Source organism: Mesorhizobium qingshengii (genome assembly GCF_027563465.1).
In the GTDB taxonomy this organism is placed as follows: domain Bacteria; phylum Pseudomonadota; class Alphaproteobacteria; order Rhizobiales; family Rhizobiaceae; genus Mesorhizobium; species Mesorhizobium qingshengii_A.
On sequence record NZ_JAPFQA010000003.1, the window covers coordinates 210,042 to 235,609 of the forward strand.

Sequence of the window (25,568 nt, forward strand, 5' to 3'; positions counted from 1 at the left end):
TGCAACGATCATGCGGCAAAAGCGCCCGCATTCGACCGTTCGTTGATCTGTCTTTGCACGGACAGCAAATGCGCGCGCATGGCGGCTTCCGCCGCCTCCGGGTCGCGTTGCGAGATCGCTTCGGCAATCAGACGATGTTCGCCATCGCGTTCGGCGATCCGCTTGGGACAGGTGGGCGCGGCGGTACGCGCGATCTTCACCCGCGCATCGACCCCGACCTGACGCAGCATCTTGTAGAATTCCGCGGCGAGATGGTTGCGGGCAGCGGCGACGATGGCGAGATGGAAGGCGAAGTCGACCGCGCCCGAGGGGGCGTTCTCCGGCGTGGTTGCGGCGTCCATGATCCGCGCCGTCTCGAAGGAGGAGGCGCGCAGTGATGCCAGCCGGGCGAGGCCGGGCTCCATGAGCAGGCGCAATTCCAGAACCTCGATCGGGTTGGTTACCCTGACCAGTTCTTCCCCATATCTCGGCAGCGCGGTCGGCGCCCGCCTGGCGCGCGCCGGTTTGAGGTCGCCTGAATGGCGCAGCACTTCAAGCGCCTTGCGAAGCTGATGGCGCTTCACGCTCAGATGTTCCGCAAGATCGCGCTCGGACGGAAGTTTGCCGCCGCCCCGTTGCAACTGGCGGACCGCGGCAATGATGTCGTCGAGATCCGATGGTTCGACCTGCGGCTCGAATGCGCTCAAAACCAAATCTCCTGTCCGATCGGCAGGTGCCGACTCAACGTCCGGTTATCATATTGTGACACGAAACCCGATGGAAACGGCACTCAACCAATTCAACCAATCTACATCTGCATGCGATGGTTGACAACACCAGTTGCGCGATGGTTGACTGACTTCGTTGACGGCCGCCATCGCGGCTGTCCTTCTCCCGAGGATCACGCATGCCGACTGGCGAAACCTTTGACTACGTCATTGTCGGCGCGGGTTCGGCCGGCTGCGTGCTGGCAAACCGGCTGAGCGAGGACCCAGCGGTTTCCGTGCTGCTGCTGGAGGCGGGGGAATGGGACCGCGATCCGATGATCCACATCCCGCTCGGCTGGGGCAAGATCCTGACCGAGCGCCGTCACGACTGGATGTACTTCTGCGAGCCCGAGGCCAATGTCGGCGGGCGCAAGGTCGAATGCGCGCGCGGCAAGGTCATCGGCGGCTCTTCCTCCACCAATGCCATGGCTTACGTGCGCGGCAATCGCGGCGATTACGATCGCTGGGCGGCAAGCGGACTGACCGATTGGTCGTTCGACAAGGTGCTGCCCTACTTCAAGAAGCAGGAGCGCTGGGAAAAAGGCGAAAGCCGGTATCGCGGCGGCGGCGGGCCGCTGAGCACCCAGTTCTGCCGCTACAAGGATGAACTGATCGATGCCTTCGCCACGGCCAGCCGGGATGCCGGATATCCGCAGACCGACGACTACAACGGGGCCATACAGGAGGGGTTCGGCCGCCTGCAGATGACAATTGCCAACGGCCGCCGCTGCTCGACCGCGTCCGCCTATCTGCGGCCAGCCATGCGCCGCGGCAATGTCAAGGTGCTGACCGGCGCGATGGCGACGAGGATTCTCTTGAGGGACGGGCGTGCGACGGGCATCGCCTACACCAGGGGTGGCGCGACATACGAGGTTCTGGCACGGCGTGAGGTCCTGCTTGCCGGCGGCGTCATCAATACGCCGCAGCTCATGATGCTGTCGGGGATCGGTGACAGCGCCGAACTTGCGGCACATGGCATCGAGACCAAGGTCGATCGCCGGCAGGTCGGCAAGAACCTGCAGGACCACGTGTCGGTCATCCTGATGTATCGGCGCAAGCAGCCGGGACCGTTTCTCAAGATGATGCGGGCCGATCGCATCGGGTTCGATTTCGTCAAGACCTATCTCACCGGAAAGGGCTTTTCGGGGGATGTGCCTGGCGGGGTCGTGGCGTTCCTGAAAAGCGATGCAAGCCGGCCGTTGCCGGATGTCCAGCTGCTTTTCACCGCGGCGCCTCTTGCCGCATGGCCCTATATGCCCCCGTTCAAGGCGCCCTTCGCCGATGGCTTCGCGACACGCATCGTCGCCGTGCAGCCGGAAAGCCGCGGCAGCGTCAACCTGGCGTCGAGCGATCCGCTCGCCGCTCCGCTGATCCATCAGAACTTCCTGTCTTCGCAGCGCGACTGGCAGTCGCTTCGCGCCGGCTTTCGTGTCGCGCGCAACCTTGCCAGCCAGCCGTCCATGGCTCCGTTCATTGGCGCGGAATTCTTCCCCGGTCCGAAATGCGAGAGCGACGACGAAATCGACGAGCATATCCGCAAGACATCGATCACCGTGCATCATCCGGCCGGCACCTGCCGCATGGGCGTCGATGCGGAGTCGGTGGTCGATCCGGAATTGCGGGTGCGCGGCGTAGCCGGACTTCGTGCCGTGGACGCTTCGGTGATGCCGGATCTCGTCTGCGGCAACATCAATGCGGCGGTCATCATGATCGCCGAAAAGGCCGCGGATCTGATCCGCAGCCGGGCTCAGCAGAGCGTGGCGGCCTGACAATGGCGGCTGGAATGCAACCAAAATCGTTTGGTTGATATTAAAATCTACGTTGGTTGAGCTGCCATATGATCTTGCATGGCGGCGGCGGAGTGGTCGCAACTCGTGTCCATGAGCATATTTTGTGCGATCTTTGGCCATTTCTGCCTGTTTTTGGGCATTTGCCTCTCGAAAATGCATCTCAACCAAAAACTTTCAAATTTCGCAATTTGGGGATTGTCGAGTAAAACCAATCCGAATACGGTTGATTTGGTTAGAAGCATTTTCTTCGCGACGAGAGGTGTCCGATATGTCCCTGGTGCAACCAGCTAACGATGTGCTCACCAACAAGAAGGCGGCCCTCAAGGGCCTCTATGACGCCCTCTACGAAAAGAACATGTTTCCGTTCTGGGCGACGTCGGAAGGCGTCGACCATGACGAGATCAAACAGCTGATGGCGACGTCGAAGGCCATTCCCTTCGTTTGGTCCTATTCGGACATCGAACCGCTGCTGCAGCGCGCCGCCGAACTGGTGACCATGGACGACAGCGAGCGCCGTTCGCTCATCCTGGTCAATCCTGGCCTTGCGCCCAAGCGTGCATCGGTCAGCACGATGTACACCGCCTACCGCCTGAATGATCCGGACGAGATCATGCCGCCGCACAAGCATTCGCCGAGCGCCATCCGCTTCGGCCTGACCGGCAAGGGCAACTTCACCGGCGTCGAGGGCGAGGACGTGGTCTTCGGCCCGGGCGACATGGTGCTGACGCCCAACGACGCCTGGCACAATCACGGCACCGTCGGCGGCGAGCAGGCGGTCAACCTATCGGTGCTCGACCTGCCGCTGGTCGAGACGCTGCATGCCGTCCATTTCGATCACAAATACACCGAGATGGTCGACGGCAAGGAAGTCGAGAAGAAGGTGCAGACCGCGCGCTATCCGAACGACTACTCACAGCGCATCTATGGCCAGGGCGGCCTGATGCCGCGCTTCGTCGACCACAAGCGCGGCGGCGGCCTGTCGTCGCCGATGTATGTCTACCGCTGGGAGAAGATGGAAGCGGTCCTCGACGCCCACAAGGATTGGGACGGCGACCCTCATGAGGGCATCGTCGTCGACTATATCGATCCGACCACCGGCGGGCCGGTCTTCCACACCATCAATTTCTACGTTCAGATGCTGCGCCCGGGTGAGAAGACGCTGCCGCAGCGAGAGACCGCCAGCCTGCTTTTGGCGCCGTTCCGCGGCAATGGCCATTCGATCATCGACGGCAAGCGCTACGACTGGAAACAGTTCGACACCATCGCCATACCGGGTGGCTCGTGGGTCGAGCACGTCAATGGCTCCGCGACGGAGCCGGTGATCTTCTTCGGCGCGACCGATGCGCCGACCCAGAAGGCGCTGCTCCTCTACAAGCGCTGGGGCCGCAACCAGGCCGGCGATCTGCTTCGCCTCGCCTGATCCCGGTCTTCCGGCAAGCAATGTCGCGCCGCCAATGGCGGCGCGGACATCGAAAAAGACGTTTCAGCAGCAAGGGCGTACGCATTTGGTTTCGGCGTTCAACACCAAGCAGATCGGCCATGTCGACTGTCCAGGCGGTGGCCAGGTCTGGGTCGACGGCAACATCCTCTATATTGGCCACATGCGTCCGCCGAGCGGCACGACGCTGGTCGATATTTCCGACCCGCGCAATCCGCGCAAGATAGCCACGATCGATGTCCCTCCGGGCTGGCACTCGCACAAGGTGCGCGCCAAGGACGGGCTGATGATCATCAACCATGAGCGCTTCGGCAAGGAAGGCCCGGCCGACTTCGGCGGCGGGCTGGCGCTCTACGACACGACACGGCCGGCGGAGCCGAAGCTCATCTCGAAGTGGATGACGGGCGGCCATGGCGTGCATCGATATGATTACGATGGCCGCTACGCCTACATCTCGCCAACCGCCGACGGCTATGTCGGAAACATCGTCATGATCCTCGACCTGATCGATCCGGCACACCCGGTCGAGGTCGGGCGCTGGTGGATACCCGGCCAGTGGACCGGCGGCGGCGAAGAGTACCCGTGGCACGATTACGTCACGCCGCGCTGCCATCATCCGCTGCGCATGGGCGACAGGCTCTATGTCAGCTATTGGCATCACGGCCTGTTCATCCTCGACATTTCGGACATCACGAAGCCGAAGCTGGTCTCGCACGTCAATTCAAGCCCGAGCTTTCCGCATCCCACGCACACATGCCTGCCGATCCCGCAGTTGCTCAAGGGCCGCAACATCATGGTGGTGGCGGACGAGGATGTTGCCAAACTCCGACCCTCGCCGCCGGCCTTTACCTGGATCTACGACATCACCGACGAGACGAACCCCTTGCCGATCTCGACATTCCAGGTGCCAGGCCTCGACCCGGACGGCGCGCCGCAACCGCCGATGACGGGCTGTCACCAGCCTTCCGAGCGCTTCAGCGGAAGCGTCATTCCGTTTGCGTGGTTCGCGCAGGGCCTGCGGCTGGTCGACATCGCCGACCCGTTCGCGCCAAAGGAAGTCGGCCATTTCGTGCCCGACGCGCCGGAAGGCGCGGAGCGTTCCTCGTCCAACGACGTGACCATCGACGACCGCGGCATCGTCTATCTGATCGACCGCATCCGTGGCGTCGACATCATCGAAACCAGCGTTCTCTAGGAGCAGGCATTGAGCGACAGCACGCGAAAATCCGCCAGCCACTACGCCATCGGCAAGAAGAATCCGAACCTGCCGTTTCATCCGGCGGTGCGTGCCGGCGATTTCATCTTCGTCTCCGGCCAGGTGCCGAAGGACGAGAACAACAACATGATCAGCGGTACGATCGAGGAAGAGACGCTGGCCACGCTGAAGACCATAGCGCGCGTCATCGCGCATGAAGGCGCGACGCTGTCGGATGTCGTCCGGATCACCACCTATCTCGAGGATACGCGCGATTTCGGCCGCTACAACAAGGCGTTCCTCGAAGGGATCGGCGACGCGGTGCTGGCGCGCACGACCGTCGAGGCAAAGGCGGTCATCAACACCAAGATCGAAATGGACGCCATCGTCTACAAGCCGCTGCCGGCCGGCAAGTAGGCCCTGGACACAATCGAGGAGACGACATGTACAAGCTCTTAGGCCGCCAGACATCAGGCAACGTTCAAAAGGTGCTCTTCATGCTCGAGGAGCTTGGCGCCGCGTACACGCGTGAGGATTACGGCCGCCAGTTCGAGAACACGCAGACGGCGGAATACAAGGCGCTCAACCCGACCTCGAAGGTCCCGACGCTGGTCGACGGCGACACCGTGATCTGGGAGTCCAACACGATCCTGCGCTATCTCGCGGCATCCGGCGGTGAACACCTGAATGGCGCCACGCCGGCGGAAAAGACCGAAGTCGAGCGCTGGATGGATTTCCTGCTGGCTGCCATCAATCCCGGCTATCTGGCTGCCTTCAAAGGCGCGAAGCTCACGCCCGAGGAACAGACCGCCGAATACAAGGAACAGGTGAAGGACCTTGTGGCGCAGCTCAAGATCGTCGACGGCCACCTGGCCGGCAAGGATTTCCTGGCGCTCGGCAAACTGACCCTTGCCGACATCGCCTGCGCGCCGATCCTGAAGCGCTGCGTCGACTTCAAGATAGACCGGCCGTCGATGCCCAATCTGGAGCGTTGGGTGGCCGCGATCGCCGCTCGCCCGGCCTTCAAGGCGGCAATCGCCGCGGCCCCGGCAAAGGCCGCATGATGATCAAGCGCGCCGCCCTCATCGGATTGGGTACGATGGGTCCGGGCATTGCCGCGCGGCTTTCGCGTGGCGGGCTCGATGTCACGGCGTATGATGTTTCGCCGGTGGCTGTCGAGCGTGCCCGGGGCATGCTTGATCTTGCCGGCGGCGTGCTCGACCGTCTCGACATCAAGTCGCCCGCGACAGGCGCCGGCAGCGTGCGTTTCGTCGAGACGATCGCCGAGGCCGTTGATGGCGCCGAGCTGGTCATCGAGAATGTGCCGGAGAATATCGACATCAAGGCGCAGACCTATCGTAACATCGATCCGCTGATTGGCCCGTCCGTCATCGTCGCGTCCGACACGTCGGGCATCCCGATCACCAAACTGCAGGCGCACATCTCGCATCCCGAGCGGATGGTGGGCATGCACTGGTCGAACCCGCCGCACATCATTCCGATGATCGAGGTGATCGGCGGCAAAAAGACCGCTCCTGAAACCGTGGCGACGATCCGTGACCTTATCCGCTCGATCGGCCTGCTGCCGGTGGTGGTGAAAAAGGATGTTCCGGGCTTCGTCGAGAACCGCGTGCTGTATGCGCTGCTGCGCGAGGCGGTCGACCTGGTCGAGCGCGGCGTGATCGAACCGGAAGATCTCGACACCTGCGTATCCTGGGGCATCGGTTACAAGATCGCCGTCATCGGGCCCATGGCGCTGCTCGATATGGCGGGGCTGGATATCTACAAATCCGTCTCATCCTTCCTGAATGCCGACCTCTCCAACCGCGACGATGTCGCGCCGATGGTGCTGGAGAAGACCGGTGCGTCGAAGTTCGGCATCAAGTCGGGCGAGGGGATGTTCTCCTACACACCCGAGCAGACAAAGGCGCTGCAAGGCGAACGGGCGCGCAAGCTCGTCGCGGTGCGGCGCATCCTGGAAGGCCGGGAGTAGCCTATGTCACACAGTGCGCGGAGGGCCGGCCGGTTTGGGGAGTTCCGCTGGTCGGCCGTTTGTGTGAAGGCCGCCTTCGCGACCGAGACGGCGCTGGCGCGGCCGGAAACAGCGCGCGGGGCGACCAGCCATGCGCATTGAAACCATCCGGGCAGCCGGCGACAGACCGCCCCACATCCGCCATGACGACCTCATCTCGACCAAGGGCGTTTCGGTGGTCATGGGCCGGCAACTGGTCCTCCAGAACATCGATCTTGCGGTGCCGAAGGGGTCGTTCGTATCACTCATCGGTCCGTCCGGTTGTGGGAAGAGCACCCTGCTCAAGGTGCTGGCCGGGCTGGTGCAGCCGAGCCAGGGCAGCGTTTCCATCGCCGGGCTCGCGCCGGCCGAGGCAACGCGCAAGCGGATGATCGGCCTCGTCTTTCAGGACGCCAACCTGCTGCCGTGGAAGAACGCCGTCGACAATGCCTCGATGCTGCTCAGCATCGCTGACAAGTCGCTGTCGCGCTCGGACTTGCGGGCGCGCGGGCAGGAGATGCTGGAGCTGGTAGGACTGGGCGACAGCGCCCACAAGCGCCCAAACGAACTGTCGGGCGGCATGCGGCAGCGCGTCGCCATCGCCCGAGCCCTGGCGCTCGACCCGGCGGTCCTGCTGATGGACGAACCGTTCGGCGCGCTCGACGCCATCACCCGCGATTCCATGGGTCAATCGTTGCTGGAGATCTGGCAGCGCACCGGCAAGACGATCGTGCTCGTGACCCATTCCATCGACGAGGCCATTCACCTGTCCCGCCATGTTCATGTGCTGGGGATCAAGCCGGGGCGGATCACCGAAAGCCTGGACATTGCGCTGCCCTATCCACGCGACCTGTCGGTCACCGAGGATCCGGAATTCGTCAGGCTGGTGGTGCAGCTGCGCACGATGCTGCGCTCCAGCCATCAGCCGGGAGGCGCGTCTTGAGCGAGCAACCCATCACGAATCTCTCCGAGCCGCGGCTCGTTTCGGGCTGGAGTGCCGCGACGGGCAGCTGGCTTCCAGCGGTCATCCTCCTGCTGGTGACGATCGTGGTGTGGGAAGCCGCCGTGCGGATATTTGCCATATCCGCCTTCGTCGTTCCCGCCCCGTCCGAGATCGCGCAATCGCTTGTCGCGCAATGGGGCACGCTGATGCAGGCGACGCTGGTGACGGCGGGCGAGATCCTGTTCGGCTTCCTGGTTTCGGTGGTGGTCGGCATTGCAATCGCGCTGGTCATCGTGCGTTTCGATTGGCTGGGCCGAGCGCTCTACCCACTGGTGGTGCTGTTCCAGAATGTGCCCAAGATGGCACTCGCGCCGATCTTCATCCTGTGGTTCGGTTATGGGCTCGCGCCCAAGATCGGCCTGATCCTCGTCATCGCCTTCTTTCCGGTGACATTGTCGATGCTGGCGGGCATGCAATCGGTCGACCGCTCGCTGCTGTCGCTGATGAATTCGGTCGGTGCCAGTCCGACGCAGATCCTGTTCAGGATCCGCGTCCCGCACTCGCTGCCAAATCTGATGGCCGGAACCAAGATCGCCGCCACCTTGAGTGTGATCGGCGCCATTGTCGGCGAATTCGCCGGCGCCTCGGACGGTCTCGGCTACGTTATCCAGTTCGCTTCGACCCAGCTCGATACGGCGCTGGTCTTTGCGGCGCTGCTGCTCGTTTCCGTGCTCGGCATCGCCTTCTACTACGCCGCCGAAATTCTCGAACGCATCGTGGTGCCGTGGGCGCCGAAATTCAGCCAGGCCTAGGCCCTCGAACAACCAACACCACAAAAGGGAACAAAAATGCTGAGACGTTCACTTATCAAGGCCGCTGCCGTCGCGGCGTTTGTCGGTGCCATCGGCTTGTCCAATGCGGCCCTGGCGGCCGACAAGGTCAACGTCCAGCTCGACTGGGTGGTGCGCGGCAATCACGCCATGTTCTTCGTCGGCAAGGAAAAGGGCTTCTTCGCCAAGAACGACATCGATGTGGCCGAGATACGCAAGGGGTCCGGCTCGCCCGACGCGATGCGGCTGGTGGGCAATGAGAACGCGGATTTCGGATTCGGCGATCTTCCCACGCTCGCCGTCGCACGGTCGCAGAATGTTCCGGTCGTGGCGCTGGCGGCCGTCAACCAGCACTCGCCGCTGGCAGTCATTTCGCTGGCCAAGACGGTGAAGCTCGCAAAGCCCTCCGACCTCAAGGGGCTGACCATCGGCATTCATCCCGCCGGCTCCACTTACATCTTTTTCAAGGGCTTCCTGGCCGCCAACGGCCTGACCGAAAAGGACATGACGCTGAACAGCGTCTCGCCGCCCTATGAGAGCTACCTGCTGCTCGGCCGTGTCCAGACCGTGGTCGGCTATGTCGATGCCGAGGTTCCCGAACTGGAGGCCAAGGCCGGCGGTCCCGGTTCGCTCAGCATCATGATGGGCTCGGATCATGGCTGGAAGGCCTATGGCTCTGGCCTGTTCACCTCGCAGAAGATGATCAAGGACAAGCCCGAAATCGTGCACCGCTTCGTCAAGGCTTACAGGGAAGCCTTCGACTATGTCGTTGCTCATCCGGAAGAGGCCGCCGAGATTACGGCCAAGGCCGCCCCGGGTTATGCGGACAAGAAGGACGTCTTGCTGGCGCAGATCAAGGCCGACATCGCATCGACGTTCACCAGCCCCGATACCAAGGAACACGGTCTCGGCTGGATGACGAAGACGCAGTGGGAGGAAACCTTGAAGACGCTCACGGATCAGGGCGTGCTCAAGACAGCCCTGTCCGCGGACGATGTCTTCACCGACACATTCCTGGCGAAAGAATAAGGGGCGCGCGGTGTTCGAGCGGACAGGTCGATGACCGCCTACCGGCAGACCAGGCTGTCCTGCGCCATGGTGCAGGACACGGCGCGCTCGCCTTTGGCGGCGTCGGCGCGATCCAGCGTGATCTGCACGCGGGTGGCATATGCGCGGCCCGACAGGCCGCACCAAAGCCGCTCGACGGGCAGGTTCTCGCGCTTGTCGTTGAGGATCGTGAACGTGCCGGTCTTCGCATCGAACCAGAGTTCGACGCGGGCGCTCCTGCCCGGTTCGACCGTCGCGATCCCGGCTGAATACCAGTGGGCGAAGTCGGCGTTGCAGGACAGGCCTTCGCCGCCCGCATTCGAAATCGTCAACGGCACCATGTCGAGCCCGTCAGTGCCGGTGCGGACGGTGACATGGTGCAACTCAACCGCGTTGGCGAAGGACGAGAACGCCAGCATCACCGGAAGGACATAACGGATTTTCACTTTGCCTGAGCTCCATAGGTAATTTTCTTGGGCAGTCTATCTCGCTTTCGCGCAATAACAATAAGAATATTGATTGGTAAATCAAACAGAGAGGGTAACATGTTAAAGCTTCTTAAGAGCAGTGTAAGTGCAGTTATATTGAGCAGCGTCTTGATGAGCGGTGCGCTTGCCGCCGAGATCAAGTCGATTGCCATCCTGACGCCCGAAGAAGGCACGGATTATGGCTGGAACCAGCAAGGCATCGACGCCGCCAAGGCGGCGGGCAAGGCCGCCGGCGTCGAAGTGGTCGTGGCCCAGGGCCTCGGCTATGGCGACGTTCGCCCGACATTGCGCGAACTTGCGTCCGACGGCGCCAGCCTGCTGATCGCCCACGCCAGCGGCTACAACACCTCGGCTCCCGAGATCGCCAAGGAATTGAAGGTTCCGGTGGCGATCGTCGATACGCCGAACGGCCTGGAGAAGGGCCTCGTCGCCGACTACACGCTGAGCGGCCACCAGGGTGCCTATCTCGCCGGCCGTCTCGCCGCCAAGGTGTCGCGCTCCAAGTCGGTCGGCATCGTGGTGTCGGGTGAGCCGCCATCGTGGAATTCGCAGTCTGCGGCGTTCGCGCAGGGCGTGAAGGCGGAGAACCCGGCCGTCAAGATCACCTATGCGGTGATCGGACCGGCCGCCTACAGCGATGCGGCCGGCGGCAAGCGCGTCACCGAAAGCGTGATCGCATCGGGCGCCGACATCATCTTCGGGCAGGGCAACGGTTCGAGCTTCGGCATGCTGCAGGCGGTCGAGACGACCAAGGCAGCCGATGGCGGCAAGGTCTATTTCATCGACGTCATCGGCGACAAGTCGCCGATCGACAAGGGCTTCCTGCTGTCGTCGGTGGTGTGGAACATCGAGCCGGTCTACGCGGCGATGATCGCCGACCTGAAGGCCGACACCTTCGGCACCAGACACTATACGATCGGCCTCAAGGACGATTCGGTCAAGCTTCTCAAAACCGCCGCGATCCCGGACAATGTCTGGGCGGAAATCCAGGCGCTGCGCGAAGACGTCATTTCCGGCAAGATCAAGGTCGATCCGGTCTATGACGCGGCCGCCGTCAGGGCGCTGATGACAAGCGTCGCCCAGTAAGGCGATCAAGGTCGACTGCCGGAGGGGTGATCCGTTCACCCCTCCGGACGATTCCCATTTTCTGGTACTGGGCTTTCATGAGCAGTTTTTCTTCATCGTCTGCCGCCGGGCGTGACATCGTCGCGCTTGAAGGCGTGACCAAACGCTTCCCCGGCATCGTCGCCAACGACAGCATCGACCTGGCGATCCGTCCAGGCGAGGTGCATGTGCTGCTTGGCGAGAACGGTGCCGGAAAATCGACGTTGATCGGCATGTTGTCCGGCCTGCAGCAGCCCGACGAGGGACGCATAGTGGTCGATGGCAAACCGACCCCGATCACCTCGCCACGCCATGCGCTGGCACTCGGCATCGGGACCGTATTCCAGCACATGATGCTGGTGCCGACGCTGACGGTGGCGGAAAACCTCTTGCTTGGCGGGCCGTGGTGGCAGCGCCCGAGGACCGAGGAACTGGCGGCGCGCGTCGCCGAGATCACCAGCACGCTCGGCATCACCATCAAGCTGCATGCCAAGGTATCGGAGCTTTCGCTGGGCGAGCAGCAGCAGGTCGAGATCCTGCGCGCAATGGTGCGCAACAGCCGGCTGCTCATCCTTGACGAGTCCACATCCATGCTGACGCCGAAGGGCATCGACGAACTGGGCGCGCTGATGCGCCGCCTCGTCGAGCAGGGCCTGGCGATCGTCTTCATCACCCACAAGCTCAAGGAGGCGGCGGCCTTCGGCGACCGCATCTCGGTGCTGAAGCTCGGCCGCAAGGTCGGCGAGATCCCGCCCGAGCGGTTTCGGGCGCTGGGCGAGCAGGAGATCATCTCGGAGATCGTGGAATTGATGTTCGGCCAGCAGAAGGATGATCCGGAAGCTGTCGAACGTCCGGTCCGTACAGTCCACGCCGAAGCGGCTCCGCTGCTTCGGGTGGCGGATCTGGCGGTGGCGCCAACGGACAATGCACCAGGCCTGTCGTCGATCTCCTTCGACATCCGCCCAGGCGAGATCCTGGGCATAGCCGGCATCGACGGCAATGGTCAGAAACAGCTCGCGGAAGCGCTGGCCGGCCAGCGCGCGACCACCAGTGGTTCAGTGCGGCTGGACGGTGCCGCCATCGAGACGCTGAGCGTCGGCGAACGCCGCCAGCGCGGCCTTCGCTACCTGACCGACGACCGGCTGGGCGAAGGCACTGTCGGCACCTTCCCGGTCTCGATCAACTTCTTCCTCAAGCAGGTCGGCGCGGCTCCGTTCTGGCGCAATGGCGTCGAGCAGCGCGCGGAGATCGACAAGCGCTCCGCCCAGCTCGTGCGCGAATACGATGTGCGCACGCCAAGCCTGAAGACGCCGGTCGCCCGGCTGTCCGGCGGCAACATCCAGAAGGTGCTTCTGGCGCGCGAACTGGCGGAGGGCGCCAAGGTGGTGATCTTCAACAAGCCGACCTATGGGCTCGATCTCGCCAACACACTGGCGTCGCGCCAGCGCATCCGCGACACGGCGGCGCGTGGCCTTGCCGTGCTGCTCATCTCCACCGACCTCGAGGAATTGCTGAGCATGTGCGACCGCATCGCCGTCATCGCGAACGGAGCGCTGGTCGGTATCGTCGACAATGCCGACGACGCCCGCACCAAGGTCGGTCGCCTGATGATCGGACTTGCCGCATGAGCATCGATACCGCGCCCACGGTCAGTGCGACCGCACTCGATGCCACGAGCGGGGCGGCGACGCGCCGCGACATCCTGCATCGGTTGCTGATGACGCTCGGCCCGATCCTTGCCGCTCTCGTCATCGCCGGCTGCATCCTGCTTGCCGTCGGCGTCGACCCGCTCGCCTATTATGGCTACGTGCTGGAGAAGGGTCTGTTCTCGCCGCTCGGCATCCAGCAGACGCTGACGCGCATGGCGCCGCTGCTGTTTCTTGCCGCCGGCCTCATCGTGGCCTTTCGCGCGGGCATGTGGAATCTCGGTGGCGACGGCCAGTTCCTGCTCGGCGCGGTGACGGCGGCGGCCAGCGCCCCAGTGCTCGTTCAGATCATGCCGGCCTGGCTGGCGCTGTTCTGCTCGTTTCTCATCGCCATGGTGGTGGCGATGACCTGGTCCCTGGTGCCGGCTCTGCTGCGTGCCTATCAGGGCGTCAACGAGATCATCACCACGCTGATGATGACGTTCCTCGGCACGTCGCTCGCCAATGTGCTGGTCAAGCTGGTGTTTCGCGATCCAGGCACGACCGTGCCGCAGACCCGGACGCTGCCGGTGGAAGACCGGCTGCCGCGCCTGTTCGAAACGACCATCACCAGCGGCCTGCTGCTTGGGTTGGCGGCGATCATCATCGTGCATCTGGTGATGACGCGCACGGCATTCGGGCTGAAGCTGAGGATCGTCGGCGCCAATCCACGCGCGGCGGTTCACTCAGGGCTCGGCGTCCCCGGCCTGACCATCGCTGTCTTCGCCATTTCGGCCGGGCTGGCTGGCCTTGCCGGCGCCGTCGACATCATCGGCGTGCAGGGCAATGTCCGCGCCGACTGGAATCCCGCCTACGGGCTTGCCGTGATTCCAGCCGTTTTTCTCGCCCGCATGAACGGCTTTGCGGCCATCGGTTTCGTGTTCCTGCTTTCGGTGCTGTCGATCGGCGGCGAGAGCGCGGCGCGGCGGCTTGGCGTGCCAAATCATTTCACCCTGGTGCTGGTGTCCATCGTGCTGATCGTGCTCGCTCTCGCCGAGTATGTCGATCACCGCTACAGCCAATCGAGAAAGGCCTGAGGCATGACCGGGCTGTTCAGCGAAGTCTTTCTCAGCGCGCTGCTGTTCGGCGCGGTCACCGCGGCAATCCCGCTGCTGCTTGCCGGACTTGGCGAGCAGATGTCGGAAAAGGCCGGCGTGCTCAACATCGGCATCGAAGGCATGATGCTGGCCGGCGCCTATCTCGGTTTTGTCGGCGCCTTCTATTCCGGGTCGCTGTGGTTGGGCTTTCTCACCGGTGCGGCCGGCGGCGTCGCGGTGGCGCTCGTCATGGCGCTGCTTTGCGTGCGCATCGGGCTGAACCAGATCGTCATTGGTATCGCGCTGACCTTGGGACTGGAGGGTCTCACGGCACTGCTCCACCATTTCCAGTTCTCGCGGAGCTATCCGCGCCTGCCGGCGGCGGAAGTGACGGTCATTCCGCTGTTGTCGGACATTCCGGTGATTGGGCCAGCGCTCTTCAAGCAGCACCTTATCGTCTATCTGGCGGTCGCGCTGGTTTTCGGCATGGGCTACGTCTACCGGCGCACGCAGCTGGGCCTCAACCTGCAGGCCGCGGGCGACAAGCCGGCCGCGCTCGATGTCGCCGGCATCGACGTCGTGCGAACCCGCACCGTCGCCGTATTGACGACCGGAGCGCTGGCCGGGCTCGGCGGCGCCTATCTGGCCAATGTCGGAGCCGGGCTGTTCATTCCTTTCATCACCAATGGTGCGGGCTTTCTCGGCATCGTGCTGGCCATGCTGGCGCGCGGTCGCCCGATCTGGGTGCTGTTCGGCGCGCTGCTGTTCGGCGTCTGCCTGTCGCTGACGACGGCGATGCAGGTGGCCGGCATCAACATACCGACCGACATCATCCAGATGCTGCCGTTCCTGGCGGTGATGATCATGCTGGTGCTGTTCGGCCGGCGCGCCAGCCTGCCGGCGGCGCTTGGCATTCCATACGAGCGCGGCGCGCGCTGACGACCATTCACGCGCGGACGGGACCCGCGCCAAAACAGGAGGCAAGAATGTCGGATACCAAGGTCTACCTGCTCGACGGCGGCTCGCTCGTTCTCGACGGGTATCACGTGTTCTGGAACCGGGGCCCTGGCGGCGAGGTGCGCTTCCCCGTCTATTCGATCCTGATCGAGCATGCCGAGGGCCGGTTTCTCATCGACACCGGCTACGACTACGATCACGTGATGAAGGTGCTGCCTTTCGAAAAGCCGATCCAGGAAAAGCACCAGACCATCCCCGGCGCCCTGGCGCTGCTCGGCCTCGAACCGAAGGACATCGACGTCGTTGTCAATTCGCATTTCCATTTCGACCATTGCGGCGGCAACAAGTATTTTCCGCATGCCAAGAAGATCTGCCACCGGAGCGAGGTGCCGCAGGCCTGCAATCCGCAGCCTTTCGAACATCTTGGCTATTCCGACCTGAGCTTCTCGGCGGAAGCGGCGGAGGCGCGTGGCGCGACCGCGCAGCTGCTGGAGGGCACGACGCGCGCCAACTCGACCTTCGAGGGCATCGACGGCGACGCCGACCTCGCCAGGGGCGTCAAGCTGATCTCGACGCCCGGCCACTCGATCGGCCACTACAGCCTGCTGGTGGAGTTCCCCAAACGCAAGCCGATCATGTTCACCATCGATGCCGCCTACACGCAGAAGAGCCTTGAAACGCTGTGCCAGGCATCCTTCCACATCGATCCGGTGGCGGGCGTCAATTCGATGCGCAGGGTGAAGAAGCTCGCCGAGGACCATGGCGCCGAGCTGATGTATTCGCACGACATGGACAACTTCAAGACCTACCGGACCGGCACGCAATTCTACGGCTGACCGTCATCACTGCGGAGACAAGACCATGCGCTATTCCGACCATGCCGAACCAGTCATCACGCTCACCTCAGGGCCGGTGAATGCCTATCCTGACGTACTGCGCGGCCTCGGTCGCACGGTGCTCTACGACTACGATCCCGCGTTCCAGCTCTTTTACGAGAAGGTGATCGGCAAGGCGCAGAAGGCGATGCGGCTCTCGAACAGGCCGGTCATTCTGCATGGCGAGCCGGTGCTTGGCCTGGAGGCCGCCGCCGCCTCCCTGATCGCGCCCGACGACGTTGTGCTCAACCTTGCCTCCGGCGTTTACGGCAAGGGGTTTGGCTATTGGGCGAAGCGCTATTCGCCACATCTGCTCGAGATCGAAGTGCCCTACAACGAGGCGATCGACCCGCTGGCGGTCGCGGCAATGCTGAAGGCGCATCCGGAAATCACCGTCGTTTCCGTCTGCCACCACGACACGCCGTCTGGCACCATCAATCCGATCGACGCCATCGGCGCGCTGGTTTCGGCGCATGGAGCTTATCTCATCGTCGACGCCGTCTCGTCCTTTGGCGGCATGAAGACGCATCCGGAGGATTGCAAGGCCGATATCTATGTCACCGGCCCGAACAAATGCCTTGGCGCGCCTCCCGGCCTCACGATGATGGGCGTCAGCGAGCGGGCCTGGGCCAAGATGAAGGCCAATCCCCTGGCGCCGCGCGCATCGATGCTGAGCATCGTCGACTGGGAAAATGCGTGGTCGAGGGACGAGCCGTTTCCATTCACGCCGTCCGTCTCCGAGATGAGCGGGCTCGACGTCGCGCTCGACCTCTACCTTGGTGAGGGACCGGAGGCGGTGTGGGCGCGCCACGCGCTCACCGCCAAGGCCATGCGCGCGGGCGTCGCCGCGATGGGCCTGTCGATCTGGGCCGCCAACGACAAGATCGCATCGCCAACCACGACCGCAGTCCGCACGCCCGCAGGCGTCGACGAGAAGGCGCTTCGCCAAGCGGCGCGGGCCCGCTACGGCGTGGTGTTTTCGTCGGGGCGCGGCGAAACATTGGGGAAGCTGACGCGCATCGGCCATATGGGACCGACCGCCCAGCCGATCTATGCGATCGCGGCGCTGACGGCGCTTGGCGGCGCCATGAAAGCGGCGGGGCAGACTCTCGCGGTCGGCAAAGGCATCGATGCCGCGCTGGCCGTGATCGACGCCGACGCCTGAACAGACATCACCAGATCACGGATTGAGGGAGTATTTTCATGACTGAACGGCTTGCGGGAAAGACGGCCCTGGTTACGGGCGCCGCGCAGGGTATCGGCAAGGCGATCGCGGCGCGGCTTGCCGCCGACGGGGCAACCGTCATCGTCAGCGACATCAATGCAGAAGGCGCCAAGGCGGCGGCGGCGGCGATAGGCGGAAAGGCGAAGGCGATCGCCGCGGACATTTCCGATCCGGCATCCGTCAAGGCGCTGTTCGCTGAAATCCAGGCCCTGACCGGGGGCATCGACATTCTGGTCAACAATGCCAGCATCGTGCCGTTCGTCGCTTGGGACGATGTCGATCTCGACCATTGGCGCAAGATCATCGACGTCAATCTGACAGGCACCTTCATTGTCAGCCGCGCCGGCACGGACCAGATGCGTGCGGCGGGCAAGGCCGGACGGGTGATCAGCATCGCATCCAACACCTTCTTTGCCGGCACGCCGAACATGGCGGCCTATGTCGCGGCCAAGGGCGGGGTCATCGGCTTCACCAGGGCGCTCGCCACGGAACTCGGCAAATACAACATCACCGCCAACGCGGTAACGCCTGGCCTGATCGAGAGCGATGGCGTCAAGGCGAGCCCGCACAATGAAGCGTTCGGCTTCGTCGAGATGCTTCAGGCGATGAAAGGCAAGGGCCAGCCGGAACATATCGCCGATGTGGTTTCGTTCCTGGCCTCCGACGATGCGCGCTGGATCACCGGCCAGACGCTCAATGTCGACGCCGGGATGGTGCGCCACTAGAGCGCGCCGCGTCCCAATACCGCTGCACACTTCGGGGCGACTTGCATCGGGTCGCAACGGCGGACGGGCATGGCCAAAAGCCTGTCCGCAAGGCCTGACATAGACGGCCAATCAAGGGGAAGATCATCGTGAATTTCGGGTTCGACACGTCGATGTTCGACGGGCTGACGATTGCCATGCTGGTCGCCGGCATGGCTGCAACCGGTGTGGCGTCAGGCGTGCTCGCCGGCCTGCTGGGGGTCGGCGGTGGCATCGTCATCGTCCCCGTGCTGTTCTGGGTGCTTACGCTGTTTCACTTTTCGCCGACCGTGATCAGTCACCTGGCGGTCGCGACGTCGCTTGCGGTCATTATCCCTACCTCGATCTCATCGACGCGGTCGCACAACAAGCGCGGCAATGTCGATCGGCCTCTGCTCAATCTGTGGGGACCGGCTATTTTCGTCAGTGCCCTCATCGGCGGCATCATGTCGAAATTCATCCCGGGTGCCGGCTTGCGGCTGGTTTTCGGCTTCGTTGGCGTGCTGGTGGCCGTCAACATGGCGATGCCGAAGACACTTGTGATCTCCGATCACTTGCCGCAAAGCGGCTGGATCAACCGTGCGGTTGCCTCTGTCATCGGCTTTGTCTCTTCGCTCATGGGAATTGGCGGCGGCACGCTCTCGGTGCCGACGCTTTCCAGCTTTTCCTTTCCGGTCCATCGAGCCATCGGCACGTCGTCGGCGCTTGGCCTCCTTATCGCGCTTCCAGCCGTGGCCGGCTTCATCTGGTCGGGCCTCGAGGTTGCCGGCCGGCCTCCGCTCAGTCTGGGCTACGTCAGCCTGCCAGCAGTAGCCATCATAGCGCCCGTGAGCTTTCTGTTCGCACCCCTGGGCGCGAGGCTCGCCCACGCGCTCAACCCGCGCTACCTGAAGCTTGCCTTTGCGTTCTTCCTGGCGATCACGGCCGGGCGGATGTTGCTTTCCTGAATCCTGGCCTTGGTTGGGGAGCGCAAGCTGGTCTCAATCGATCGCACAACGGAGCCCGAACGTGACGCCGTCCGGCCTGAAGGCGAATACGGTTCCGCCTGTCGCAAGGATCAGATCGACTCCGCCACTGGTCGGAATCCGCTCGAAATCCATCTTCAGATCGAAGTGGCTGCTTGCCAGCCGGGCTTGCCATGGGCGTATCCATCGACGAGCGTGCTGGGCAGATCGAGGCACGAGAGGATGAAGCGGGCAGCCTTGGGATCCTCTCTCCCGTCGGCAAGCGCTCTATAGGTCTTTGCCACCTCGACCATGTCGCATGTGTGCGGAGACAGGCGGATACGCCGGACGCCTCTGGAGGTGAGATCCGCGGGTGCCGGGCAGAAAGCCTGCACCTGGTTGGAGAGCGTCTGCACGCCATTGATCGCGAGGAACTGCTGGTCGTCGAGCGTGTCGACGGCAAGGCCATCCGGGTCTCTTTCGCAGGTAAACTGGCAGGAATCCTTGTGAAGGCCGTGGATGCGCGCGTGATAGCATCGGCCGGAAAGCGCCAGCGGCAGCCGGCCGAAGGCGAAAATCTCGAATTCCGTCTCGGGACATGCGCCGGCCATGGCGCCGACGGCGGCGAGCGACAATTCCACGGGCGGGCATATCGTTGTGGCACCGCGCTGGATCAGGAACCGCGCGGAAGCCTCATTGTAGACGTTCAGGAACGGACCGGTCACGAAGGGCTTGCCGGAGCGTGACGGCAGGGCGGTGACATCGTTGATCTCCACCAGCCGTTCGTCGGTGCAGAGATCCTCGATGCTTCTGCGCTCCCGAACGGTTGCCGGCGCCGCCAGCGTGGAGAGCACCACTTCCTTTCCCGCACGCTCGAGGCGTTCGATGATCTCGGGCCATGCCGGGTCGGAAAACGGCATCCGCTTGCCGCAGACGACTTCGCCGACATGGACGCGGTCGATCGGAGCCTCGTCTGCTATCCTGCGGTAGAAGTCCGAGAGGCGGTCGGGCGACCAGTGGAAGAACACCGGCCCAAGCGTCAACGCAATTGCGGACAAGATGCTATCTCCACTTCTTGCTGTACGCTCCCGCCGTCTGCCGGGAACCTTCCGACTGACCAGCAAGAATCCGATCGATCTCGATCGCGTCGCCACCTTGCTCGACGGCGTCAACGGCCTTCCGGAAGGCACGGACCACTTCCGTGACGTAACCTTTGCCACGCTGGCGTCCTTCGATCTTCAAGGCGGTTACGCCGGCGGCTTTCAGCCCGGCAATCATCCCGCCGGCGTTCAGGCTGACGGGATCCTCGAACAAATAGGAGGTCTTGCCGCCGGCCTTGAATTTGCCCTTGCACAAGGTGGGGTAGCCCACCGGCTCGCCAGGCTCGTAGCGGTCGATCGTGAACCCTGAAAGCCGCGCCGCCGTGCTGTTCGGCTCGTCGTCGTAACTCACCATTTCGGGTGGCGAACAGACGCCATTCAGGTTTGGCGATTTTCCTGTCGCGTATGAAGAGAGATAGCATCGGCCTTCGATCATCACGCAAAGGCCGCCGAACACGAATGCTTCCGTTTCCACCTCGATCGCACGGTTGAGCGCCGCGATCTCCTGAACCGAAAGCACCCGCGGCAGGACGACGCGACGGATGCCGAAACTGGTCGCGTAGAATCCGATTGCCTCCGGCGTCGCGGCCGCCGCCTGTACGGAGAGATGAAGACGAACCTGCTTGTGGTTTTTCGCGACGTGGTCGAGGACGGCGATGTCCGCCGCGATGATCGCATTCGCGCCGCATTCGGCCGCCGTGTCCGCGGCCTTCTTCCACAGGCCGACATCATTGACCCGCGCGAAGGTGTTGATGGCGACCAGAACCTTGCTGCCGTGGTCATGCGCGAAGCGGACGCCCTCGGCCAGTTCTTCCGCGGAGAAGTTGAGTCCCGGGAAATTCCGGGCATTCGTTTCGTCGCGAAATCCGCAATAGACTGCGTCCGCGCCTGCCTGGACGGCTGCCCTCAGCGTAGCGGGGGTTCCGGCCGGGCAGACAAGTTCCATGCGTCCGCTTGTCATGCCTCTGGTGCCTTGTCTCTGGAGTTGCGATCGGCCATCTGGCGCACGACACCCAGCGCACCGAGAATTCCCGTATCGACAAGACGAGCCAGTGCGCCGCGCAAGCCGAGCAAATCCGCCGGGCGAAGCTCGGCATCCTCGATCGTGTTCCTTAGCGCGAGCACCGCCTCGGTGCGGCCGCTGATCGAGATGATCCGGCTGAAGAAAAGCGCGTCGCCGTCGAGCGTGCCGTCGAGCAGGCTCAACAGTGTCAAAATAGGTCCCCTGATCTGGACGCTTGATGTCGCGGCCTCACTTTTCCTGACGACACGAACGATCGAGCGCTCTGCATCCGGTACGACGGTAAAGGCGAAGGCGAGGTCGATCGGGTCGATGAAATAGCAAGCTGTTCGATGTTCGCCCAGGCGGTCGAACAATCGAGGCTGCCGCCCGGCCAAAGAGCGCAGGGACAGCGTGAGCAGCGGCCCAAGAGGCAAGCCGGCGAAGGCCGGGAAAAGATGGCGAACGACCGCCGGCAATCTCGGTTCCGTGTTTCCCGTCACCATTCAGTGCATCCTGTCCTAATGAGGTCGCTCAAGCGGATTTCGCGGCGGATTGCGTGCTGGGTCCGTTCCTGAGCAAATCTGCGAAATTCTGGCTGTTCGGACAGAAATCCTGATAGTGGCTTTCGAAATCGAAGGCGGCCAAGTGACCATGACACTGGCGGCGATGCGGGCAGGTGATGCAAGTGCGTGACATGAAACAGTGCGCTTGCAGCGATTGAAAACTGTCCGGATCGATGCCGACTGAACGCATCGCCGAAGAAAGCAGGTCTTCCGAGGCGTACGGCAACCGCATGGCATCATCGAATTCACTTCGCGACAGACCGATGTCATTCAGAATGCCCGTGCACTCATCCATACCCATTGCCCAAAATTCTCTTGTCGCTGCCCTGCTCCGCCGGCGGTCCGCGAGAAGGGAAATTACGGACCGCCAAGCTTCGAGGGTTTCGCTGATGAGATTGCCGGCCATGTGAATCCCTCATTATTGCCCGGCGCCGCCAACGATGGTCCGCCCGCCCGCTATTGTTGGGCGACCGCTGCCGTACGGTACCGACTTCGAAAATTAGCGTGGACGGATCGATCGCTCTTTGCGCTAGCGCAAAGTTTCTCGTTGGCGCTCATGGCAAAATTGTCCGCCCGACGATCCGGTCGAGCCGGAATTCGCCATGCATCACCGCTGCCTCCCGTCGTTTTCGGACCTCGGCTCATTTCTTTCGTACCTGGATGGGAATGGACAACTACAGGACGTCGGGGTGCCTGTTTCGACACGGCTCGAACTGACCGAGATCCACAGGCGGGTGATCGCCGCGAAAGGCCCGGCGCTGCGCCTGACCACGCCCATCGACGATCGCGGCGTCAGGTCGGCCTTTCCAGTCGTCGCGAATCTTTTCGGTACCCGGGAACGCGTCGCCTGGGGCCTTGGCACCGACCTTCACGGACTGGAGACCCTCGGCGCGCTTCTTGCGTGGATGAGATCGCCTCGGGCCCCGCGGAACCTTCGCCAGGCCCGACAGATGCTGCCGGTGGCGCGTGGAGCCTTCGCGGCGCGGCCGAAGATCGTTTCCCCGCCAGGAGAGTGGCGGGACGCCGATCCGGATTTTTCGATTCTTCCCGTCCAGACTTGTTGGCCAGGAGACGCCGGCCCCCTGATAACATGGCCCGTGGTTATCACTCGCCCACCTGGCGAGGACGATCCGAGCACATACAATCTGGGCGTATATCGCATGCAGGTTCTTGCTGGTGATCGCGCCATCGTACGATGGCTGCCCATGCGAGGCGGCGCCGCCCACTATCGCATGTGGCAGGCGCGGGGCCTCGAGATGCCGGTGGCGGTTGTCATCGGGGCGGACCCCGCCACGTTGATCGCCTCGGTGATGCCGGCGCCCGAAGGCGTGTCGGAACTGGCACTGTCCGGGATGATCAACAATCGCCGAGTCGGATTGGCGCCCTGCAAGAGCATCATGCTTCACGCGCCAACCAGTGCGGAAATCGTGCTTGAAGGTGTCGTCTCTCCAACGGAGACCGCGCTCGAGGGACCCTTCGGCGACCACACCGGATATTACAACGCGCCAGAACGATACCCCGTATTCAACCTCAAGCGCGTTCGCGTCCGTGACGGGGCAAATTACCTGACCACGTTCACCGGGCGCGCGCCCGACGAGCCCTCGGTCCTCGGCGAGGCGCTGCTCGATGTCTACAAGCCGCTCCTGCGCCAGCAAATACCGGAAATCGTCGACGTGTGGCTTCCGCCGGAAGCCTGCTCCTACAGGATTGCCGTTATCTCGATCGCCAAGAAATATGCCGGACAGGCCAGGCGCGTGATGATGGGGTTCTGGTCCCTGCTGCCGCAGTTCTCGATGACCAAGATGATCGTCGTGGTGGATGACGACATCGACATCAGATCATGGCCGGACGTGATGTGGGCGGTCGCCACCCGCATGGATCCCTCGCGCGATCTGATGCAGGTGGATCGGACCCCCATCGACCAGCTCGACTTCGCGTCACCGCTCGAGGGGCTTGGAGGAAAGATCGGGCTCGATGCGACGCGCAAGATTGGATCGGAGACCTCTCGCGAATGGGGAAAGGCGCTGACGATGTCAGCCGATATCGAGGAGCAGGTATCCCAACGATGGAACGAGTTTTTTTCGCGAACGACCGCTCAGGGGCAAGAATGACCAAACGGCTGATAATCGGTGTCACCGGTGCATCCGGCTCCGTGCTCGCGCTGGAAACCATTCGTCAACTGGTCAGGGCCGGGGTGGAGACGCATCTCGTCGTTTCCAAGGGCGCGCGATTGACCGTCGCCCATGAGCTCGGCGTCGACGGCCTTGCCCAACTGACGTCCGTCGCCAACCACGCTTATTCCTTTCAGGACCTGGCCGCACCCATTGCCAGCGGCTCTTTCAGAACGGATGGCATGATCGTCGTTCCCTGTTCGATGCGGACCCTGGCGGCGATGGCGCATGGGTTGGGCGACAACCTCCTTACAAGGGCCGCCGATGTCGTGCTGAAGGAAAAGCGCCGGCTCGTCATCGTGCCGCGCGAGGCGCCGCTCCATGAAGGGCACCTCGACGCGATGCTCAGGCTGGCCCGGATGGGGGCGATCATCGCGCCGCCAGTGCCGCCATTCTACGTCAAGCTCGCCTCGATTGAGGAAATGGTGGTCGAGATGGCTGCCCGGCTGGTTAGCTGGGCGGGCGTGGATCCTGGCAACAAGCTGACACGGTGGGGCGAAAACAGCGTCAGCGTCGGATGAGCTTTATCGACGCGCACTTTGAACGCCCCTCATCCGAGCCTATTTCAGGAATTGGCGAAACCGGCGAAGCGAAAAGGCGAATAGCCCGGTGCCAATGGCCAGCAATGCCGCGAGCTGCGGCCAGACGACGTCCAGGCCGGCACCCCGGAACAGGACGGCTTGGGCCAGTATGACAAAGTGCGTGTTGGGCGCGGCAAACATGATGGCCTGGATGATCCAGGGCATGCTCTCACGCGGCGTGACACCGCCGGACAGCAACTGAAGCGGCAGAAGCACCATCATCAGCAGCAAACCGAATTGCGGCATCGAGCCCGCGATGGTCGCAAGGAAGATCCCCAGACAGGTCATGGCGAATATGTCCAGGGCCGCTCCGGTCATGAACAGCAGCGCGGATCCGTGCGTGGGTACGGAGAGCAGGCCCTGCACGACTAGGACCAGCGACAGGCCGGAAGCCACCAGCACGACGAGACCCATCGACCAGACCTTGCTCATCATGATTTCGAACGGCTTTACCGGCATGACCAGCAGGTGTTCGATCGTTCCATGCTCGCGCTCGCGGATGAGTGCCGCGCCGGTGAGGATGATCGAGAGCATGGTGATCGAGGAAATCACATCGGTGATGGCGCCAAACCATCCCTTGTTGAGTTCGGGATTGAAACGCGCGCGCAAGTCAAGATTGACAGGCAGCACGGTCTCGGCGCGATAGCGATCCAGGAATTCGCTCACTTCCCCCGATACGATCGACTGGACATATCCCCCGCCGGTGAAGGCCTGCGACATGCGGGTCGCATCGATATTGAGCTGGATCGTGGGCGATCTGCCGGCCAGGAGATCGCGCTGGAAGTTCGGAGGGATATCGAGCGCGAATGTGTCCATGCCGGAGTCCATGCGCCTGTCCATTTCGGGCTGGGAGATGAGCTGCGGCACCGTGAAAAAGGGAGGGTAGAACGCGGTTACGATGCGCGAGGACAGCGGCGACTGATCTTCGTCGACGATCGCGATCGGCGCGCGATTGAGGGTTTCCGGCATCGCCTTGGACGCTGTGTAGATCGCCAAGGTGAAAGCATAGGCGATCAGCACGAGCAGCATCGGATCCCGCGCAAGGCCGCGCAGTTCCTTGATGCCGAGGTGTAAGATGTTGGCAAAACGCAT

General features: G+C 63.1%; 26 protein-coding genes. 19 read left to right on the top strand and 7 right to left on the bottom strand.

Going from position 1 to position 25,568, the window contains the following annotated elements; all coding sequences use genetic code 11:
• Positions 1–8 precede the first annotated feature (8 nt).
• The gene (locus OOJ09_RS09985) at positions 9–686 is read right to left on the bottom strand and encodes a FadR/GntR family transcriptional regulator (protein WP_269905059.1); all 678 of its coding nucleotides are present in this window, start codon (positions 684–686) and stop codon (positions 9–11) included.
• A 200-nt stretch (positions 687–886) separates the two neighbouring features.
• On the opposite strand from OOJ09_RS09985, the gene OOJ09_RS09990 reads away from it, so the two are divergent.
• From OOJ09_RS09990 to OOJ09_RS10030, 9 genes are all read left to right on the top strand, one after another.
• Positions 887–2,515, top strand: a complete 1,629-nt coding sequence (locus OOJ09_RS09990) for a GMC family oxidoreductase (RefSeq protein ID WP_269905060.1) — start codon at positions 887–889, stop codon at positions 2,513–2,515.
• Between the two features lie 289 nt (positions 2,516–2,804).
• Positions 2,805–3,956 carry a cupin domain-containing protein gene (locus OOJ09_RS09995; protein WP_269905061.1) on the top strand — a complete coding sequence of 384 codons (1,152 nt, stop codon included), beginning with the start codon at positions 2,805–2,807 and terminating at the stop codon, positions 3,954–3,956.
• Positions 3,957–4,041: 85 nt separating this feature from the next.
• A complete protein-coding gene (locus tag OOJ09_RS10000; RefSeq protein ID WP_269905062.1) occupies positions 4,042–5,169 on the top strand; it encodes an LVIVD repeat-containing protein in 1,128 nt (375 codons plus the stop codon).
• Between the two features lie 9 nt (positions 5,170–5,178).
• Positions 5,179–5,586: a RidA family protein gene (locus OOJ09_RS10005; protein ID WP_091577694.1), complete on the top strand. Its 408-nt coding sequence runs from the start codon at positions 5,179–5,181 to the stop codon at positions 5,584–5,586.
• Between the two features lie 26 nt (positions 5,587–5,612).
• Positions 5,613–6,233 (top strand): glutathione S-transferase family protein, encoded by a 621-nt coding sequence (locus tag OOJ09_RS10010; protein ID WP_269905063.1) that lies wholly within the window; start codon positions 5,613–5,615, stop codon positions 6,231–6,233.
• Entirely contained in the window at positions 6,233–7,162 is a 930-nt protein-coding gene (fhmpcd1, locus tag OOJ09_RS10015) for a 5-formyl-3-hydroxy-2-methylpyridine 4-carboxylate 5-dehydrogenase (protein ID WP_333474464.1), read from the top strand. The genes OOJ09_RS10010 and fhmpcd1 overlap by 1 nt, the downstream gene beginning before the upstream one ends.
• A 130-nt stretch (positions 7,163–7,292) precedes the next feature.
• Positions 7,293–8,123 (top strand): ABC transporter ATP-binding protein, encoded by an 831-nt coding sequence (locus tag OOJ09_RS10020; protein WP_269905065.1) that lies wholly within the window; start codon positions 7,293–7,295, stop codon positions 8,121–8,123.
• Positions 8,120–8,935 carry an ABC transporter permease gene (locus OOJ09_RS10025; RefSeq protein ID WP_269905066.1) on the top strand — a complete coding sequence of 272 codons (816 nt, stop codon included), beginning with the start codon at positions 8,120–8,122 and terminating at the stop codon, positions 8,933–8,935. The genes OOJ09_RS10020 and OOJ09_RS10025 overlap by 4 nt, the downstream gene beginning before the upstream one ends.
• A gap of 36 nt (positions 8,936–8,971) precedes the next feature.
• The gene (locus tag OOJ09_RS10030; protein WP_269905067.1) at positions 8,972–9,982 is read left to right on the top strand and encodes an ABC transporter substrate-binding protein; all 1,011 of its coding nucleotides are present in this window, start codon (positions 8,972–8,974) and stop codon (positions 9,980–9,982) included.
• 38 nt (positions 9,983–10,020) lie between these two features.
• Here OOJ09_RS10030 and OOJ09_RS10035 read toward each other — a convergent pair whose 3' ends face one another.
• On the bottom strand, positions 10,021–10,446 hold the full coding sequence (locus tag OOJ09_RS10035; protein ID WP_269905068.1) for a hypothetical protein: 426 nt from the start codon (positions 10,444–10,446) through the stop codon (positions 10,021–10,023).
• A 153-nt stretch (positions 10,447–10,599) separates the two neighbouring features.
• Between OOJ09_RS10035 and OOJ09_RS10040 the strand changes: the two genes are divergently transcribed.
• The 8 genes from OOJ09_RS10040 (at position 10,600) to OOJ09_RS10075 (ending at position 19,061) form a co-directional block, all read left to right on the top strand.
• Positions 10,600–11,574: a putative B6 ABC transporter substrate-binding protein gene (locus tag OOJ09_RS10040; protein ID WP_269905069.1), complete on the top strand. Its 975-nt coding sequence runs from the start codon at positions 10,600–10,602 to the stop codon at positions 11,572–11,574.
• A 77-nt stretch (positions 11,575–11,651) separates the two neighbouring features.
• A complete protein-coding gene (locus OOJ09_RS10045) occupies positions 11,652–13,220 on the top strand; it encodes a putative B6 ABC transporter ATP-binding protein (RefSeq protein ID WP_269905070.1) in 1,569 nt (522 codons plus the stop codon).
• Positions 13,217–14,314, top strand: coding sequence for a putative B6 ABC transporter permease subunit 2 (locus tag OOJ09_RS10050; RefSeq protein ID WP_269905071.1), 1,098 nt, complete (start codon positions 13,217–13,219; stop codon positions 14,312–14,314). The genes OOJ09_RS10045 and OOJ09_RS10050 overlap by 4 nt, the downstream gene beginning before the upstream one ends.
• Before the next feature lie 3 nt (positions 14,315–14,317).
• A complete protein-coding gene (locus OOJ09_RS10055) occupies positions 14,318–15,253 on the top strand; it encodes a putative B6 ABC transporter permease subunit 1 (RefSeq protein WP_269905072.1) in 936 nt (311 codons plus the stop codon).
• A 47-nt stretch (positions 15,254–15,300) separates the two neighbouring features.
• A complete protein-coding gene (gene pldA, locus OOJ09_RS10060; RefSeq protein WP_269905073.1) occupies positions 15,301–16,107 on the top strand; it encodes a 4-pyridoxolactonase in 807 nt (268 codons plus the stop codon).
• 25 nt (positions 16,108–16,132) lie between these two features.
• A complete protein-coding gene (gene ppaT, locus OOJ09_RS10065; RefSeq protein ID WP_269905074.1) occupies positions 16,133–17,311 on the top strand; it encodes a pyridoxamine--pyruvate transaminase in 1,179 nt (392 codons plus the stop codon).
• Between the two features lie 38 nt (positions 17,312–17,349).
• Complete coding sequence (gene pldH, locus OOJ09_RS10070) at positions 17,350–18,096, top strand: pyridoxal 4-dehydrogenase, SDR-type (RefSeq protein WP_269905075.1); 747 nt, start codon at positions 17,350–17,352, stop codon at positions 18,094–18,096.
• Between the two features lie 128 nt (positions 18,097–18,224).
• On the top strand, positions 18,225–19,061 hold the full coding sequence (locus OOJ09_RS10075; protein WP_269905076.1) for a sulfite exporter TauE/SafE family protein: 837 nt from the start codon (positions 18,225–18,227) through the stop codon (positions 19,059–19,061).
• Positions 19,062–19,216: 155 nt separating this feature from the next.
• Here the strand turns inward: OOJ09_RS10075 and ubiV are convergent, their stop codons facing one another.
• The 4 genes from ubiV to OOJ09_RS10095 are packed head-to-tail and all read right to left on the bottom strand — an operon-like array spanning position 19,217 to position 22,130.
• Complete coding sequence (gene ubiV, locus OOJ09_RS10080; protein ID WP_269905077.1) at positions 19,217–20,116, bottom strand: ubiquinone anaerobic biosynthesis protein UbiV; 900 nt, start codon at positions 20,114–20,116, stop codon at positions 19,217–19,219.
• A gap of 4 nt (positions 20,117–20,120) precedes the next feature.
• Complete coding sequence (ubiU, locus tag OOJ09_RS10085; RefSeq protein WP_269905078.1) at positions 20,121–21,119, bottom strand: ubiquinone anaerobic biosynthesis protein UbiU; 999 nt, start codon at positions 21,117–21,119, stop codon at positions 20,121–20,123.
• Positions 21,116–21,664 carry a ubiquinone anaerobic biosynthesis accessory factor UbiT gene (ubiT, locus tag OOJ09_RS10090; protein ID WP_269905079.1) on the bottom strand — a complete coding sequence of 183 codons (549 nt, stop codon included), beginning with the start codon at positions 21,662–21,664 and terminating at the stop codon, positions 21,116–21,118. The genes ubiU and ubiT overlap by 4 nt, the downstream gene beginning before the upstream one ends.
• A gap of 28 nt (positions 21,665–21,692) precedes the next feature.
• Positions 21,693–22,130: a hypothetical protein gene (locus OOJ09_RS10095; RefSeq protein WP_269905080.1), complete on the bottom strand. Its 438-nt coding sequence runs from the start codon at positions 22,128–22,130 to the stop codon at positions 21,693–21,695.
• A 196-nt stretch (positions 22,131–22,326) separates the two neighbouring features.
• Here OOJ09_RS10095 and OOJ09_RS10100 point away from each other — a divergent pair, with 196 nt between their 5' ends.
• A complete protein-coding gene (locus OOJ09_RS10100) occupies positions 22,327–23,835 on the top strand; it encodes a UbiD family decarboxylase (protein ID WP_269905081.1) in 1,509 nt (502 codons plus the stop codon).
• Positions 23,832–24,416, top strand: coding sequence for a UbiX family flavin prenyltransferase (locus OOJ09_RS10105; protein WP_269905082.1), 585 nt, complete (start codon positions 23,832–23,834; stop codon positions 24,414–24,416). The genes OOJ09_RS10100 and OOJ09_RS10105 overlap by 4 nt, the downstream gene beginning before the upstream one ends.
• A 39-nt stretch (positions 24,417–24,455) precedes the next feature.
• On the opposite strand, the gene OOJ09_RS10110 is transcribed toward OOJ09_RS10105, so the two are convergent.
• Positions 24,456–25,568 carry an ABC transporter permease gene (locus tag OOJ09_RS10110; protein ID WP_269905083.1) on the bottom strand — a complete coding sequence of 371 codons (1,113 nt, stop codon included), beginning with the start codon at positions 25,566–25,568 and terminating at the stop codon, positions 24,456–24,458.

What these genes read in the sequence shown, in the direction of transcription:
- OOJ09_RS10095 (WP_269905080.1), bottom strand. Translation starts at nt 22,130, where the DNA reads ATGGCCGGCAATCTCATCAGCGAAACCCTCGAAGCTTGGCGGTCCGTA.
- OOJ09_RS09990 (WP_269905060.1), top strand. Translation starts at nt 887, where the DNA reads ATGCCGACTGGCGAAACCTTTGACTACGTCATTGTCGGCGCGGGTTCG.
- ppaT (WP_269905074.1), top strand. Translation starts at nt 16,133, where the DNA reads ATGCGCTATTCCGACCATGCCGAACCAGTCATCACGCTCACCTCAGGG.
- OOJ09_RS10105 (WP_269905082.1), top strand. Translation starts at nt 23,832, where the DNA reads ATGACCAAACGGCTGATAATCGGTGTCACCGGTGCATCCGGCTCCGTG.
- pldA (WP_269905073.1), top strand. Translation starts at nt 15,301, where the DNA reads ATGTCGGATACCAAGGTCTACCTGCTCGACGGCGGCTCGCTCGTTCTC.
- OOJ09_RS10030 (WP_269905067.1), top strand. Translation starts at nt 8,972, where the DNA reads ATGCTGAGACGTTCACTTATCAAGGCCGCTGCCGTCGCGGCGTTTGTC.
- ubiT (WP_269905079.1), bottom strand. Translation starts at nt 21,664, where the DNA reads ATGGTGACGGGAAACACGGAACCGAGATTGCCGGCGGTCGTTCGCCAT.
- fhmpcd1 (WP_333474464.1), top strand. Translation starts at nt 6,233, where the DNA reads ATGATCAAGCGCGCCGCCCTCATCGGATTGGGTACGATGGGTCCGGGC.
- pldH (WP_269905075.1), top strand. Translation starts at nt 17,350, where the DNA reads ATGACTGAACGGCTTGCGGGAAAGACGGCCCTGGTTACGGGCGCCGCG.
- OOJ09_RS09995 (WP_269905061.1), top strand. Translation starts at nt 2,805, where the DNA reads ATGTCCCTGGTGCAACCAGCTAACGATGTGCTCACCAACAAGAAGGCG.
- OOJ09_RS10045 (WP_269905070.1), top strand. Translation starts at nt 11,652, where the DNA reads ATGAGCAGTTTTTCTTCATCGTCTGCCGCCGGGCGTGACATCGTCGCG.
- OOJ09_RS10100 (WP_269905081.1), top strand. Translation starts at nt 22,327, where the DNA reads ATGCATCACCGCTGCCTCCCGTCGTTTTCGGACCTCGGCTCATTTCTT.
- OOJ09_RS10050 (WP_269905071.1), top strand. Translation starts at nt 13,217, where the DNA reads ATGAGCATCGATACCGCGCCCACGGTCAGTGCGACCGCACTCGATGCC.
- OOJ09_RS10055 (WP_269905072.1), top strand. Translation starts at nt 14,318, where the DNA reads ATGACCGGGCTGTTCAGCGAAGTCTTTCTCAGCGCGCTGCTGTTCGGC.
- OOJ09_RS10040 (WP_269905069.1), top strand. Translation starts at nt 10,600, where the DNA reads ATGAGCGGTGCGCTTGCCGCCGAGATCAAGTCGATTGCCATCCTGACG.
- OOJ09_RS10110 (WP_269905083.1), bottom strand. Translation starts at nt 25,568, where the DNA reads ATGCGTTTTGCCAACATCTTACACCTCGGCATCAAGGAACTGCGCGGC.
- ubiU (WP_269905078.1), bottom strand. Translation starts at nt 21,119, where the DNA reads ATGACAAGCGGACGCATGGAACTTGTCTGCCCGGCCGGAACCCCCGCT.
- OOJ09_RS10020 (WP_269905065.1), top strand. Translation starts at nt 7,293, where the DNA reads ATGCGCATTGAAACCATCCGGGCAGCCGGCGACAGACCGCCCCACATC.
- OOJ09_RS10010 (WP_269905063.1), top strand. Translation starts at nt 5,613, where the DNA reads ATGTACAAGCTCTTAGGCCGCCAGACATCAGGCAACGTTCAAAAGGTG.